Raw genomic sequence first — 13383 nt, forward strand, 5'->3', positions numbered from 1 at the left:
GGCCGTCCCCGGGCCCGCCTCCTCTTCGACGGCAAGGAACCCTCGGCTGTGCCCACCGCAACGAACACCCCGGACCCGCTGGTCCTGCGCCGCGCCCGCATCGGGCTGCACGGCGCCTTCGCCACCTCCGGCTTCGTCATGGGCGCCTGGTCCGCGTCGCTGCCCGGCATCGACGCCCGCCTCGGCCTCGGCGAAGCGAAGCTCGGCACCGCGCTCCTGCTCATCCAGCTCGTCGGGCTCGGCGCGATGGTGTTCGCGGGCCGCCTCGCCGACCGCGTGACCAGCCGCAAGATGCTCCTGTGGACCGCCCCCGCGACGCAGCTCGTACTCCTCGCCCCCGCCCTCGCCCCGAACTACACGACGCTCCTCGCCTGCGCCGCGCTCTACGGGATCGGCGTCGGCTTCATCGAGGTCGGCATCAATGCCCACTCGGTCGAGCTCGAGCAGCACTACGGGCGGCCCATCATCTCCGCGTTCCACGGCCTGTGGAGCCTCGGCAGCGCTCTCGCGGGCGCGGCCACCGCCGTCGCCCTCGGCATCGGCCTGGGCGGCCAGACCGTGCTCGTCGCGGTCGCCGTCGTCGGCGCGGTCGCCATGGCCGCCTTCACCCGTCCGCTGCTGCCGCCCCCGGGTCGAGACAACTCCGGCGGCAGCAGCGGAGCCCCCGTCCGCCGCATCGGCACCGTGCTCCTCGCCGCCCTGTTCGTCCTCGGCCTCGGCGGCACGCTCATCGAGTCCGGCGCGATCGACTGGGCGAACCTCCACGCCGCCAACGTCCTCGAAGCCGACGACGCCCTCGCGCCCCTCTCCTACACCGTGTTCGCCGTCGCCATGACCGTCTTCCGGCTCCTCGGCGACCCCATCCGCGCGAAGCTCGGGCCCGGCCGGACCTTCCTGTGGGCCGGGGCCACGGCCACCGCCGGATACGCGGTCGTCCTCTTCTCTGGCACGGCCGGCGGTCTCACCCTCGCCTGGGCCGGGTGGCTCCTCGCCGGGAGCGGCATCGCGATCATCCTCCCGGTCCTGTTCAGCGCCATCGGCGAAGCCGGAGGCACGCCCTCGAACGTCGCCCTGATGTCCATGTCCGGCTCGGTCGGTCTCCTCATCGGCCCCGCCGCCATCGGCTACATCGCCGAGGCCACCAGCATCACGGCCGGGCTCCTCGTCCCCACCGTGTTCGCGGCGTTCGCCGCCTTCGCCGGGCCGCTCACCCTCCGCCGCCTCTTCAGGGAACGGGTTGCGGAGCCGAACGCCGACAAGGAGACCGTGCCGGTCGCCTGACCGGCGCGGCGCACGTCACGCCCCGGACCCGTCGCCCCCGCGGCGGGTCCGCGCGTATAGTTGCCAGCGCAGAAGGGGAGTAGCTCCCAACGCTGCGGTCGACACACTGGTTCCGCCGAACCCGGCCGCACGGCCTCGGTCCCCGGGGCGAGCGAGACCTTCGACCAAGGCCGTACGGCCGGGTCGAGGTTCGCGACTGCCCTCCTCCCGGCGTGAACACTGGGAGGATCACCCTCAATGGACGCACTGCTCATCGCCGCCGGCATCGCCTTCGGCGCCGTCTTCGTCGGCGAGATGGGGGACAAGAGCCAGCTCATGGCCCTGACGTTCGCCACGAAGTACCGGATGCGCACGGTCATCCTCGGCCTCCTCATCGCCATCGGCGCGCTCATCGGCCTCTCGGTCGGCGTCGGCGCCGCCGCCGGGAACCTCCTGCCCACCGACTGGATCCGCCTGGCCGCCGCCGTCATGTTCATCGGCTTCGGGCTCTGGGGCCTCAAACCCGAGAAGGACGGCGACGAGGAGGAGGGCCCGATCAAGGAGCGGCGCACCGGCCTCCTCACCGTCGTCACCGCCATGTTCCTCGCCGAGTTCGGCGACAAGACCATGATCATCGCCATGGGCATGGGCTCCAGCTACAACCCGTGGGGCGTGTGGATCGGCGGCACCGCCGGAATGCTCGCCGCCGACCTCCTCGCCGTGTTCGCCGGGGCCTGGGTCGCCAAGCGCATCCCCGAGAAGGTCATCCGGTACGTCTCCTCCGGACTGTTCCTCGTGATCGGCGTCCTGCTGGGCGTCGAGGCCGTGACGGCGCTCGCGGACTAAGCTGGCGCTCATGCCGAAACCGGACGCGAACGAGGACACCGCCGTCATCTACACCGACGGGGCGTGCTCCGGCAACCCCGGCCCGGGGGGCTGGGGCGTCTACTACCAGTGGGGCGAGCACGAGAAGGAGCTGTACGGCTCCGAGAAGGCCACCACGAACAACCGCATGGAGCTCATGGCCGCCATCCAGGCCCTGGAGACCCTCAAGCGCCCCATGGACGTCGTGCTCTACACCGACTCCTCGTACGTGCGCAACGGCATCACGTCCTGGATGAACGGCTGGAAGCGCAACGGCTGGATCAACTCCAAGAAGGAGCCGGTCAAGAACGCCGACCTGTGGCGCCGCCTCGACGCGGCCGCCGCCCGCCACAGCGTCGACTGGCGCTGGGTCAAGGGCCACGCGGGCGACCCCGGCAACGAACGCGCCGACCGCCTCGCCTGCAAGGGCCGCGACGAGGCCGCCGGGCGCCGCTGAGCCCGGCCTATTCCCGCCCCGATGCACTCCACACAGCGCCCGGCCCCCGCCCCGCGGCCACGATGAGAATGGAACAATCAGCACCATGAGCGACCAGGTACCGTCACGATTCTCCGGAGGCGTCGACCTCAGCACCCTCGCGGCCGCCGCCCAGCAGCAGGCCGCCCAGGCCCAGCAGGGCGGCCTCCCCGGCGGGGGCGTGCTCGCGATCGACGTCACCGACGCGACCGTCCAGACCGAGGTGCTCGAACGCTCCCTCGACGCGCTGGTCGTCGTCGCGTTCTGGGCCGACCAGGTGCCCGAGAGCCTCCAGGTGCGCGACGTATTGCAGCGCCTCGCCGCCGAGGCCGGGGGCGCGTGGGTGCTCGCGAAGGCCGACGTGCTGCAGAACCAGCAGCTGGCCGCCGCCCTCCAGCTCCAGTCGCTGCCCGCCGTCGTCGCGCTCGCGCAGGGCCGCCCGCTCGACCTGCTCCAGGGCCCGCAGTCCGAGCAGGGCCTGCGCCAGTGGATCGGCCGGGTCACCCAGGCCGCCGGGCTCGACGTGCCCCAGCCGGTGGACCCCGAGCTCGCCAACGCCGAGAACCTCATGGTCGACGGCGACCTCGACGCGGCCGAGGCCGCGTACGACAAGTACCTGAAGAACCACCCGGCGTCCGGCGAGGCCGAAGCCGGGCTCGCGCAGGTGCGGATGCTGCGCCGCGTCGGGGCCCTCCCTGACAACGCCGTGGCCATCGCCGACGCCGACCCGGACAACATCGACGCGGCCCTCGCCGCCGCCGACCTCCAGCTGCTCTCCGGGCAGGCCGAGGCCGCCTACGAGCGGCTCATCGCGCTCGTCGCCAAGAACTTCGGCGACGACCGCGAGCGCCTGCGCAAGCGCCTCGTCGAGCTGTTCACCGTCGCCGGGACCGACGACCCCGCCGTCGCCAAGGCCCGCCGCAAGCTCAGCGCCGTCCTGTTCTAACCGAAAGCGCCGCAAGACGAAACGGACCTCCGCGCCACACCGTGGTGCGGAGGTCCGGCCGTTCGGAGGACCGCCGGGCCTGGTGCCGGGGCGGCCCCCTGTGACAAGCTGGTGTGCAGTGTGGGAGGTGGGCGTTTGCCAGCGACTCGGACGAGACGCATAGCGGTCCTCGACGCGCCCTCCAACCTCGGGCTCCGCCCGCCCACCCCCAGCACCGTGCCCGGCTGCGCGAAGGCCCCCGGGGCGCTGCGCGACCACCGGCTCCTCTCGCGCCTCAACGCCGTCGACGCCGGATGCCTCACCCCGCCCCGCTTCGACGCCTCCGCGTGGCGGCCCGGCGACGGCGTCGGCCAGGCCAAGGCCATCGCCGAGTACACCCGCCGCCTCGCCGACCGCGTCGAACGCCTCTGGCAGGAGCGGCGCTTCCCACTCGTCCTCGGCGGCGACTGCTCGATCCTCCTCGGGCCCGCCCTCGCCGCCCGCCGCCGCACCGAACGCGACCGCCAGGACCGCGGCCTGGTGTTCATCGACGCGCACTCCGACTTCCGCCACCCCGGCAACTCGCAGTACGTGGGCGCGGCCGCCGCCGAGGAGCTGGCGCTCGCGACCGGCCGCGGCCAGCCCGACCTGACCGACATCGGCGGCCTGCGCCCGTACGTCGACACCGACCACCTGGTCGTGCTCGGGCTGCGCTCGGACGACCCGCACCGGGTCGAGCTCGAGGCCTCCGGCGTCGCCATGCGCACGGTCCCCGCGCTGCGCGCCAACGGGGTCGGCCGCTCCGCCGAATGGGCCTTGGACTCGCTCGGCGACGTCGCGACGTTCTGGCTCCACGTCGACACCGACGTCCTCGACCCGTCCGTGATGCCCGCCGTCGACGGCCCCGCGCCCGGCGGGATCTCGCTCGGCGAGCTGAGCCAGATCATCACCACGTGCGCCGCCGACGACCGGTGCGCCGGGCTCGACCTCACCGTGTTCGACCCCGACTACGACCCCGACGGCGAGTACGCGAAGGCCCTCGCCGACCTCCTCGTCGAAGCCCTCCAATAGGACCGGGAAGAACCCGAAACGCCTGAACCCCCGCGCCGATTCCAGTACTGCTAGTGGAAGCACCTGGAGGAGGGCCGGCATGGCATCGACGACGGCGGACGCGGCGGCACGACGCAACCGGGTGTTCGCGCTGGTCCTGGCCGCGTGCCTGCTCGTGCTCGGCGCCGTCGCGTTCACCCTGCTCAGCCGCGGCACCGGCGCCGAGCCGGTCTACATCGCCGTCGCCGGGAACGTCGACGACTCCGGCCAGGGCAGACACGTCGAGTCCGACCTCCTCCCCGGCGTGCGCATCGCCGTCGACAAGGTCAACGCCGCAGGCGGCATCGACGGCCGCCCCGTCGAACTCCTCGTCTACGCCGACGGCGACGACCCCCTGCGCGCCAAGGCCAACGCCGAGGCGATCGCCGCCGACGACCGCGTCGCCGCCGTCATCGGCCACACCAGCACCGCCGCGTCGATGGCCGCCTACCGCGCCTACGCCAACGCGGGGATCCCCGTGATCAGCCCGGTCGTCACCAGCGACGCCCTCACCGCCGACCGGCCCTGGTACTTCCAGGGGATCTTCGACGACAGCCAGCAGGGCACGTTCCTGGCCGCCTACATCGGCAGCGTCCTCGACCTCGACCGCGCCACCGTCGTGTGGGGCGACGACGGCTACGGCAGCGACGTGCGGGCCGGATTCGTCTCCGCCTACCAGGGCCAGGTCCACGACCTCCCGCTCACCCTCGACAGCGCCAATCTCAACACCGACGGGCTCAGCGACGCCACCGGGGCCGCGATCGACGCGCTCGTCGGCCGGATCGCCGCGGACCCCGACCGCGGCGCGATCGTCCTGGGCCTGCGCCCCGACGCGGCCGAGCGGACGATCTCCGGGCTGCGCGCCGCGGGCGTCACCGAACCGGTCATCGGCGGCAACAAGCTCAGCTCCGAGGCGTTCACCGCCGAGATCCACCAGGCCCTCGTCGATCAGGGCGCCACCGAGGCCGAACTCGCCGCGCCCGTCTACGCCACCGCGCCGATGCTCACCGACTCGCTCACCGGCGCCGCCCTCGAGTTCGTGCAGACCTTCGTCAGCCGCTACGGCTACGTCCCCGACTGGCCCGCCGTCACCGGCAGCGACACGGTCACCCTCATCGCCGCCGGGCTCGCCGGGACCGACCCCGCCGACGTTCCCGCCGCCCGCGAGGACCTCCGCGCCGCGTGGGAGGCCATGACCGACCCCGGGACCGCCGCCGAAGGCCTCACCGGCCCCCTCTACTTCGAGGACCGCACCCTGGTCCGCCCGGTCCGCATGGGCGTCTTCAACGGCGCCAGGCCCGTCTCCGCGCCCGTCCAGCTCGTGCCCTACGACCCGGCGTCCGGCCAGGACGTCGCCGCCGAACTCGCCGCCGGGGAGGCCGTCCGGTTCGAGCAGGAAGTTCTCATCCCCACCCAGATCGTCAGCACCGGCTTCAACGTCAACGAGATCCGCGACCTCAACACGCAGGCCGGGACGTTCGCCGCCGACATGTTCGTCTGGTTCACCTACACCGGCGGCGACGAGGTCACGGACGTCTGGTTCCCCAACGCCGCCGACAAGAACCTCGCACTCGGCGAACCCTTGGAGGCCAAGCAGGTCGGCGACACCAAGTACCGGCTCTACCACGTCGAAGGGGTCTTCGAGGCGCAGCTGGTGTTCCGGTCGTTCCCCTTCGACCGCCAGCACCTGCCGATCGTGCTCCAGCACCGCACCCTGCCCGACTCGAGCGTCGTCTACGTTCTCGACGCCACGGTCCGCTCCCAGTCCCAGGCCGAACGCCTCACCAGCGCGGGCGACTCGAGCACCACCATCGACCGCATCCCCAACTGGCAGGTCGACAGCCTCTACTTCCACGCCGAGACCGTCGGCACCACCGCGAACCTCGGCGACCCCGAGTCCGACTCGACCGGCGTCCACTACAGCCAGTTCGTCACCGACATCGAGGTCCGCCGCGACGTCGGCGGCTTCCTCGTGAAGAACCTCCTGCCGCTGTGCCTGCTCGTCTTGGCCACGTACGTGTCCCTGTTCCTCGGCTACGACGCCGTCACCTCGCGGGTGTCGATGGCGATCACCGGCATCCTCAGCTCCGCGGTGATGCTCAACTCGGTGACAAGCGTGCTCCCGGCGATCAGCTACACCGTCGCCATCGAATGGCTGTACTACCTGTTCATCCTCATCTGCGTGGGCCTCCTCGTCGTCGACCTGGTCGGCTCCTCCTGGGCCGCGAAGGGCCGCAAGCGCCGCCTGCGCTGGCTCACTGTCGGCTCCCGCATCGCCTACCCGGTGATCGTCCTGACCGCGGCCGCGACCTACTGGATCGTCTTCTCCTGAATCGAGCGCAGCCACGCGGCGCGAGCTGCACTTCCACGGAGTCGCGACCTCCGTGCTGAAACGCTCTTCTCGGTTCGGCCCAGGAGCGCCGCCGCCTCCGCGATCGAATGCTCTTCGATCGGCTGGTCTTCCTCAGGCGTCCACGCCTTTCGTACGATGTCGTAACGGGCGGCATTGGCCGGATCCGGAACCCATGCGGCGACCTGCGTCGCCGCACGCAGCTTCCTGTCGATGCTGAGGGCGTCGGGCGAGTACCAAGCCCACGTTGCAAGTTTCGCGGCCGCCGTGTTGACCACTATGATGTTCGCAACGCCATCGCGCTGGTTCTGCCGGGCGGTCCGCGCGACCCCGCAGACCTCTTGGAGCACTTCGCAGAAGAATTCGGCGAGCGCGGGGCTGGCGGTCACGAGGCTCACGAATGGCAGGCCCTTCGCGGTGAACCCGACCGAGCCGTCGCCGTCTAGCACCCCGCGAACGTAGTCGGCTCTTGAGAACGGCTGCCGTGGAGGCGCGATCGATCGCGATTTCCGGCCAGGCGGCACTCCCAGCGCTGCGAGAGCCTTGCGGGTGTCCTGGTCGTAGAAGCTGAGTGTGACGGACTCGTATGCCTTGCTGAAGTTCGTGTCCCGAGTCCGGTGCCGGATCGAGGTATAGCAAGGAATGACGGCTGCTAGCCGCGGCAGCACCGCTTCGTCGCGCGCGGCGAGTTCAAGCGTGACTTTGCCTTTGACGTCGAGACTGCCGCCATGAGTGCCGTCCGTCTGAAGTAGGCCGATGAGGTAGGCGACTTCTGGTCGCGTTATGTCGAACATGGATCAACTGTGCGGATGCGGTCCGACGATCCGAGTCACGTAAATCCTTCGTAAGAGATACAGATCTCTTCCAGGACCTCCTGGTCACCCGCAAGGGCGCGATACGGGCGGACCTGGGGGAGACGAAGGGCCGGACGGGGAACCGTCCGGCCCCTCGCCGTCTCAAGCGGTGATGAGGGGCATGACGATCTGGTCGAGGATCTCGTCGATCACGGTCGCCGTGGCGGGGCGGCCCTTCATGAGGAAATGCTGGGTGAGCAGGCTCGGCGCGAGGTTCACGATGCGGGGGCGGAGCGCGTCGGGCCGGACGGTGCCGTTCGCGATGCCCGCTTCGAAGATCTTGGCGAAGACGCGGATGCGGGGCTGCTCGATCGCCTCGCGGAGCCGCTCGTCCTCCTGCGCGTCGGCGGCGCGCAGCTCGCCGACCCAGCCGCGCATGGCCTCGCCCCCGGGGCCGGCCTGGTTCTCGGTGATGCCGCGCATGACCCGCGCCATGTCGGCCCTGACGTCGCCGGTGGGCTCGAACGACGTGTCGACCTCGGTGGCCTTGTAGCGGGCGGCGGCGCGGACGAGGTGCGCGCGGTCGGGCCAGCGCTTGTACAGGGACGCCTTGCCCGCTTTGGCGCGCGCGGCGATGGCCTCCATGCGGAGGTTGGCGTAGCCGACCTCGGCCAACTCCTCCAGGGCGGCCTCGAAGATGGCGCGTTCGAGGTCGTCGCCGCGTCGGCGGCTCGCTGTGGAATCGGTCACCGGGCATCCCTTCAGTAGTGAACGCAGCGTTCACTAAATGCTAGCTTGGCATAAGAGACGCGTCGTTCACTACACGGCGTCTCGCTCGTCTCCGGCCGCCGGGCCCTCCGACCCCCCGGCCCTCCTCCAGCAACACCCTAGGAGGCCGTCACTTGACCGCCGCAACCGCCGCAACCGCCGCACCCGCGCCGATGACCCACCGCGAAGTCCTCAGGGCGCTCTCGGGCCTGCTCATGGTCCTGTTCGCCGCGATGGTCTCGTCCACCGTGGTCTCCGTCGCGCTCCCGCAGATCGTGGGCGACCTCGAAGGGACCCAGTCCCAGTACACGTGGGTCGTCACGGCGACCCTCCTCGCCAGCACCGCCTCGACCCCGGTGTGGGGCAAGCTCGCCGACCTGTTCGACAAGAAGCGCCTGCTGCAGGTGGCGATCTGCATCTTCGCGACGGCCTCGCTCCTGTGCGGCCTGGTCGAGAACACGGGCCAGCTCATCGCGCTCCGCGCCGTCCAGGGCCTCGGCATGGGCGCGCTGCAGGTCCTCGTGCAGGTCATCATCGGCGCGATGGTCAGCCCGAAGGAACGCGGCCGCTACAACGGCTACCTCGGCGGCGTCATGGCCGTCTCCACCGTGGGCGGTCCGCTGCTCGGCGGCGCGATCACCGACGCCGACTGGCTCGGATGGCAGTGGTGCTTCTTCCTGGCCGTCCCGATCTGCGTCGTGGCGTTCGCGATGCTCTCGCGGACCCTGCACCTCGCCGAGGCCAGGCGCACCGGCGTCAAGGTGGACTACCTGGGCGCGACCCTGATCGCCGCGGGCGTCAGCCTGCTGCTCCTGTGGGTCACGTTCGTGGGCAACGACTTCGACTGGATCTCGTGGCAGACCGCCGTGATGTGCGCCGGCGCGGTGCTCCTGCTGGGCGCGGCCGTGGTCGTCGAGACGAAGGTCCGCGAGCCGGTCGTCCCGGTGCACGTCCTCAAGCGCCGCGATCCGGCGCTGGCCACGGTCGCCAGCCTCGCGGTGGGCATGGCCATGTTCGGCGGCGCGGTGTTCCTCGGACAGTACTTCCAGATCTCGCGCGGCTTCTCGCCCACGGAGGCGGGCCTGCTGACGATCCCGATGATGTTCGGCGTCATGGTCGCCTCGGCGGTGGCCGGACGGCTGGTCTCCCAGTCGGGGAGGGTCAAGCCGTACATCATCGCCGGGACGCTGGTCCTGACGGGCGGTTTCGCGATGCTCGCGACGATCGACCACACCACGAACCTGGTGTTCATGGGCGCGGGCATGTTCCTGGTCGGCACCGGTGTCGGCATGTCGATGCAGAACCTCGTGCTCGTCGTCCAGAACTCGGTGCCGCTGCGCGAGCTGGGCGCGGCCTCCGGGGCGATCACGTTCTTCCGCTCGCTGGGCGGCACGATCGGCGTCTCGGTCCTCGGCGCGGTCCTGGCGAACCAGGTCGCCGACAAGATCGCGGACGGCCTGGCGGCCTTGGGCATCGACGCGGGCGCGGGCGGCGGCAGCTCGAGCCTGAACCTGGACGCCATGCCGGAGCCGGTCGCCGAGATCGTGCGCGCCGCCTACGGGGACGCGACCGGGCACCTGTTCCTGATCTCGGCGTGCATCGCCGCCGCCGGGTTCGTCGCGGCGCTGTTCCTCAGCCCGGTCGAGCTCCGCGAGACCGTCGACCTCGCCGAGACCCCGCCGGGCGAGGAACCCGCTCTCGCGAACGGCTGACCTGCGAATCCGGGCCCGGGCAGCTTGCTCGGGCCCGTTTTCACGCCACTGGAGTTTACGCCGTACACAGCCTTGTGTATGGTGTAAACATGAGTTCGACTTCCGACCGGATCGCCGCCGTCGCAAAGGAACTGGTCACCGAAGGCGGCAGCGCCGCCGTCAGCATGCGCAAGATCGGCGACGCCCTCGGCCTGTCCCCGATGGCCGTCTACCGGCACTTCCCGAACCGCGAGGCGCTCCTCAAACGCGTCGCCGACGACATGTTCGCCGACGTCTACGACCGCCTCAGCCGCAAGGACATCCCCGCCGACACCGTCGAAGCCCTCCACGGCGCGGTCGACGACCTCGTCGACCTCGCCCTCGACCGCCCGCGCCAGTTCGCGTTCATGTTCATCGAGCCCCGCGAAGGCGCCCGCACCTTCCCCGGCGACTTCAGCGTCGGACGCTCCCGCCTCTTCGGCCTGCTCACCGGCATCATCGACGCCGGCATCGCGAACGGCACCCTCGCCCCCGCCGACTCCTGGAAAGTCGGCCTGACCCTCACCGCCAACCTCTACGGCCTCGCCGCCCTCCACCAGGGCGGCCGCATCGCCCTGGACGACAAGGGCTTCCGCGAGCTGTGCCACGACTCCCTCGAAAGGCTCCTCAATGGCATCCTCGCCTAGACACCCCGTGCCCCTGGCGATCGCCGCGGCCGCCGCGACCGCCCTCCTCTACGCGTTCGGGTTCGCCCTCGACCCCGTCCCCTGGCTCATGTGGATCGCGCCCGTCCCGCTCCTCCTCGCCGTCCCCCGCCTCGGCTTCTGGGCCGCCCTCCTCACCGCCGAACTCGCCTGGCTCGGCGGCACCGCCCGCATCTGGAACTACCTCGCCCAATCCCTCGAGATGCCCCCGGTGTTCGTGATCGTCTCCGCGCTCATGTTCACCGGCATGTACACCGCCGCCACCCTCCTCTACCGGGCCCTGATCCGCCGCGGACGCCACTGGACCGCGTTCCTCGCCATGCCCGCCGCCGTCGTCGCCGTCGAATACGTCGGCTCGGTCGTCAACGCCGAAGCGGGCGGCGAATGGTGGAGCTTCGCCTACACGCAGGCCGACCAGACCGCCGTCCTCCAGCTCGTCTCCGTCACCGGCATCTGGGGCCTGACGTTCCTCCTCCTCGCCGTCCCCACCGCCCTCGCGACCCTCCTCGCCCCGGGCGTCGAACGCAAGGGCCGCATCGGCATCGCCGCAGTCGCCGCCACCTGCCTCGCCGCCACCGTCGCCTTCGGGCTCGCCCGCCCCGCCGACCAGGGCGACACGATCCGCGCCGCCGCCCTCGCCCTCCCCACCGACGAGGACTCCATCCGCATCGGCACCGACAAGGCCGAGCGCCTGTTCGCCGACTACGAAGCCGAGATCACCCGCCTCGGCCAGGCCGACGACATCGACGTGCTCGTCCTCCCCGAGAAGACCTTCCACGTCACCGCGGAGGAATCCGGCCCCTACCTCGACCGCTGGTCCGCCCTCGCCGCCGAGTCCGGCATCGACCTCGTGCTCGGACTCGCCCTCGACCACGGCGACGACACCTTCAACGCGGCCGTGTGGGTCCCTGCCGACGGCTCCGCCATGGGGGAGTACCACAAGCAGCATCTCGTCACGGGCCTCGAGGACTGGATGACCGCCTCCGAGGCGGGTCCGACGTTCGTCGGCGAGCAGCGCTGGGCGCTGACCGTCTGCAAGGACCTCGACCACACCGCGACGATCGCCGAGTACGGCGACGGCGGCGCCGGACTCGTCCTCGCCCCCGCCCTCGACTTCACTGTGGACGGATGGTGGCACAGCCGGGTCGCCGTCACCCGCGGTGTCGAGCAGGGCTTCTCGCTCGTGCGCGCCGGGCAGATCGGCCTCATGACCGTCAGCGACGCCTCCGGTCACGTGCTCGCCGAAGACGAGCGCCTCGCCGTCGCCGACGTCCCCGCCGGCAACGTCGAGACGGTCTACGGCCGCTTCGGCAACTGGTTCCTGTTCCCCGCGTTCGCGATGCTCCTCGCCGGGATCGCCGCCGCGATCCCCGCCCGCCGCAGGCAGGACACGGCGGTGGAAGCGGACGAGCCCGCGCTGGCCTCCCGTTAGCAGGCAAGAGGAAGGGGCCCGGGCGTCATGTCCGGGCCCTTTTCGCGTCGGCTACGACTCGATGCGGCGGATCGGCCCTGGGAGGACCGCGACGAGTCGCGCGAGGTCGTCCTTGTCGGCGCCCACGGTGCTCACCTTGCGGCGGTCGCCGTTCGGGAGCTCGCGCATGATGCGTCTGCCGTCGAAGTAGACCCGTTCGCCTTTGGGTGCGCCGATGCCCTTCGTGCCGGGCCCGACGGCCATGTAGACGGTGAGCGACTTCGCCTCGGTGTCGTACCGGTAGCGCGGCCGGAACAGCGAGCGCACGCCGCCGGCCAGGAACGCGAGGCCCGCGATCGCGAACGGCCCCATGGTGGGCACGAACGGCATGAGCAGCGACAGGGCCGCGCAGACGAGCATCGCGACGCCCATGGCGAACATGACCGCCGACCACCGGCGGGCGAACCGGATCACGATGTAGCGGGAAGCGTCAGGGGCGGTTGACATCACGACTCCGGAGGGCGGGGAGCGGAAGGGAACCCCAGGATACCGGGCCGAAGCGAGCCGCAGTGGAGAGCGGGGCGGCGGACCGGGCAGGTCCGCCGCCCCGCTCGCGGCTCAGGGCGTCAGGCTTGCGGGAGCGCCGCGATGATGCGGGCGAGCTCGTTGCGGTCGACGCCGAACGTGCTGACCTTGCGGTGGGCGCCGTTGGGCAGCGCGCGCATGATCTTGCCGGTCGCGGCCTGGTAGTAGATGTTCTCGCCCTTGGGGGCGCCGTACGTGTGCGACTTGAAGCCGAGCGGCGAGTAGAGGTACATCGCGCCGTTGGAGGTGTCGAAGCGCAGGTACGGGTTCGTGGACGAGAGGATGCCCATGAGCAGGAACAGCGGGCCGAGGACGAGGTAGACGCTGACGCCGCCCGCGACGAGGACGAGCAGGGCGATGACGAACAGCAGGCTGCCGAGGACGATGAAGAGGACCCGCTGGACGGTGCTGAGCCGCGCGGTGAGGAGGTAGGGGTTCTGTTGTTGTGACATGTGTGTTCCAGTGTT

The 13383-nt window shown here is 71.0% G+C and carries 13 protein-coding genes; 9 read left to right on the plus strand and 4 right to left on the minus strand.

Going from position 1 to position 13383, the window contains the following annotated elements; all coding sequences use genetic code 11:
- Positions 1 to 48 precede the first annotated feature (48 nt).
- The 6 genes from ACGGCP_RS10030 (at position 49) to ACGGCP_RS10055 (ending at position 6945) form a co-directional block, all read left to right on the plus strand.
- Positions 49 to 1281: an MFS transporter gene (locus ACGGCP_RS10030; RefSeq protein WP_392963756.1), complete on the plus strand. Its 1233-nt coding sequence runs from the start codon at positions 49 to 51 to the stop codon at positions 1279 to 1281.
- A 237-nt stretch (positions 1282 to 1518) separates the two neighbouring features.
- Positions 1519 to 2106, plus strand: a complete 588-nt coding sequence (locus ACGGCP_RS10035; RefSeq protein WP_392963758.1) for a TMEM165/GDT1 family protein — start codon at positions 1519 to 1521, stop codon at positions 2104 to 2106.
- 10 nt (positions 2107 to 2116) lie between these two features.
- On the plus strand, positions 2117 to 2581 hold the full coding sequence (rnhA, locus tag ACGGCP_RS10040) for a ribonuclease HI (RefSeq protein WP_392963761.1): 465 nt from the start codon (positions 2117 to 2119) through the stop codon (positions 2579 to 2581).
- A gap of 85 nt (positions 2582 to 2666) precedes the next feature.
- Positions 2667 to 3545 (plus strand): co-chaperone YbbN, encoded by an 879-nt coding sequence (locus ACGGCP_RS10045; RefSeq protein WP_392963763.1) that lies wholly within the window; start codon positions 2667 to 2669, stop codon positions 3543 to 3545.
- Positions 3546 to 3680: 135 nt separating this feature from the next.
- Positions 3681 to 4595 carry an arginase family protein gene (locus tag ACGGCP_RS10050; RefSeq protein WP_392963766.1) on the plus strand — a complete coding sequence of 305 codons (915 nt, stop codon included), beginning with the start codon at positions 3681 to 3683 and terminating at the stop codon, positions 4593 to 4595.
- Positions 4596 to 4674: 79 nt separating this feature from the next.
- Positions 4675 to 6945, plus strand: a complete 2271-nt coding sequence (locus ACGGCP_RS10055; RefSeq protein WP_392963769.1) for an ABC transporter substrate-binding protein — start codon at positions 4675 to 4677, stop codon at positions 6943 to 6945.
- Here the strand turns inward: ACGGCP_RS10055 and ACGGCP_RS10060 are convergent.
- On the minus strand, positions 6924 to 7757 hold the full coding sequence (locus ACGGCP_RS10060) for an LAGLIDADG family homing endonuclease (RefSeq protein ID WP_392963772.1): 834 nt from the start codon (positions 7755 to 7757) through the stop codon (positions 6924 to 6926). The two genes, ACGGCP_RS10055 and ACGGCP_RS10060, sit on opposite strands and share 22 nt — an antisense overlap.
- Positions 7758 to 7919: 162 nt before the next feature.
- Positions 7920 to 8507, minus strand: a complete 588-nt coding sequence (locus ACGGCP_RS10065; protein ID WP_392963775.1) for a TetR/AcrR family transcriptional regulator — start codon at positions 8505 to 8507, stop codon at positions 7920 to 7922.
- A gap of 191 nt (positions 8508 to 8698) precedes the next feature.
- Here ACGGCP_RS10065 and ACGGCP_RS10070 point away from each other — a divergent pair, with 191 nt between their 5' ends.
- From ACGGCP_RS10070 to ACGGCP_RS10080, 3 genes are all read left to right on the plus strand, one after another.
- Positions 8699 to 10237, plus strand: a complete 1539-nt coding sequence (locus ACGGCP_RS10070; RefSeq protein WP_392965054.1) for an MDR family MFS transporter — start codon at positions 8699 to 8701, stop codon at positions 10235 to 10237.
- Between the two features lie 89 nt (positions 10238 to 10326).
- Positions 10327 to 10902 carry a TetR/AcrR family transcriptional regulator gene (locus ACGGCP_RS10075; protein WP_392963778.1) on the plus strand — a complete coding sequence of 192 codons (576 nt, stop codon included), beginning with the start codon at positions 10327 to 10329 and terminating at the stop codon, positions 10900 to 10902.
- A complete protein-coding gene (locus tag ACGGCP_RS10080; protein ID WP_392963780.1) occupies positions 10886 to 12352 on the plus strand; it encodes a nitrilase-related carbon-nitrogen hydrolase in 1467 nt (488 codons plus the stop codon). The genes ACGGCP_RS10075 and ACGGCP_RS10080 overlap by 17 nt, the downstream gene beginning before the upstream one ends.
- Before the next feature lie 51 nt (positions 12353 to 12403).
- Here the strand turns inward: ACGGCP_RS10080 and ACGGCP_RS10085 are convergent, their stop codons facing one another.
- Entirely contained in the window at positions 12404 to 12838 is a 435-nt protein-coding gene (locus ACGGCP_RS10085) for a hypothetical protein (RefSeq protein ID WP_392963781.1), read from the minus strand.
- A 119-nt stretch (positions 12839 to 12957) separates the two neighbouring features.
- The gene (locus ACGGCP_RS10090) at positions 12958 to 13368 is read right to left on the minus strand and encodes a hypothetical protein (protein WP_392963784.1); all 411 of its coding nucleotides are present in this window, start codon (positions 13366 to 13368) and stop codon (positions 12958 to 12960) included.
- Positions 13369 to 13383: the final 15 nt, after the last annotated feature.

The sequence above is a fragment of the Glycomyces sp. NPDC048151 genome, assembly GCF_043202775.1.
Lineage (GTDB): Bacteria > Actinomycetota > Actinomycetes > Mycobacteriales > Micromonosporaceae > Glycomyces.

Excerpts from the sequence above, each read along its gene's own strand:
- ACGGCP_RS10035 (WP_392963758.1), top strand. The coding sequence starts at position 1,519 with ATGGACGCACTGCTCATCGCCGCCGGCATCGCCTTCGGCGCCGTCTTC.
- rnhA (WP_392963761.1), top strand. The coding sequence starts at position 2,117 with ATGCCGAAACCGGACGCGAACGAGGACACCGCCGTCATCTACACCGAC.
- ACGGCP_RS10045 (WP_392963763.1), top strand. The coding sequence starts at position 2,667 with ATGAGCGACCAGGTACCGTCACGATTCTCCGGAGGCGTCGACCTCAGC.
- ACGGCP_RS10055 (WP_392963769.1), top strand. The coding sequence starts at position 4,675 with ATGGCATCGACGACGGCGGACGCGGCGGCACGACGCAACCGGGTGTTC.
- ACGGCP_RS10060 (WP_392963772.1), bottom strand. The coding sequence starts at position 7,757 with ATGTTCGACATAACGCGACCAGAAGTCGCCTACCTCATCGGCCTACTT.
- ACGGCP_RS10070 (WP_392965054.1), top strand. The coding sequence starts at position 8,699 with ATGACCCACCGCGAAGTCCTCAGGGCGCTCTCGGGCCTGCTCATGGTC.
- ACGGCP_RS10075 (WP_392963778.1), top strand. The coding sequence starts at position 10,327 with ATGAGTTCGACTTCCGACCGGATCGCCGCCGTCGCAAAGGAACTGGTC.
- ACGGCP_RS10080 (WP_392963780.1), top strand. The coding sequence starts at position 10,886 with ATGGCATCCTCGCCTAGACACCCCGTGCCCCTGGCGATCGCCGCGGCC.
- ACGGCP_RS10085 (WP_392963781.1), bottom strand. The coding sequence starts at position 12,838 with ATGTCAACCGCCCCTGACGCTTCCCGCTACATCGTGATCCGGTTCGCC.
- ACGGCP_RS10090 (WP_392963784.1), bottom strand. The coding sequence starts at position 13,368 with ATGTCACAACAACAGAACCCCTACCTCCTCACCGCGCGGCTCAGCACC.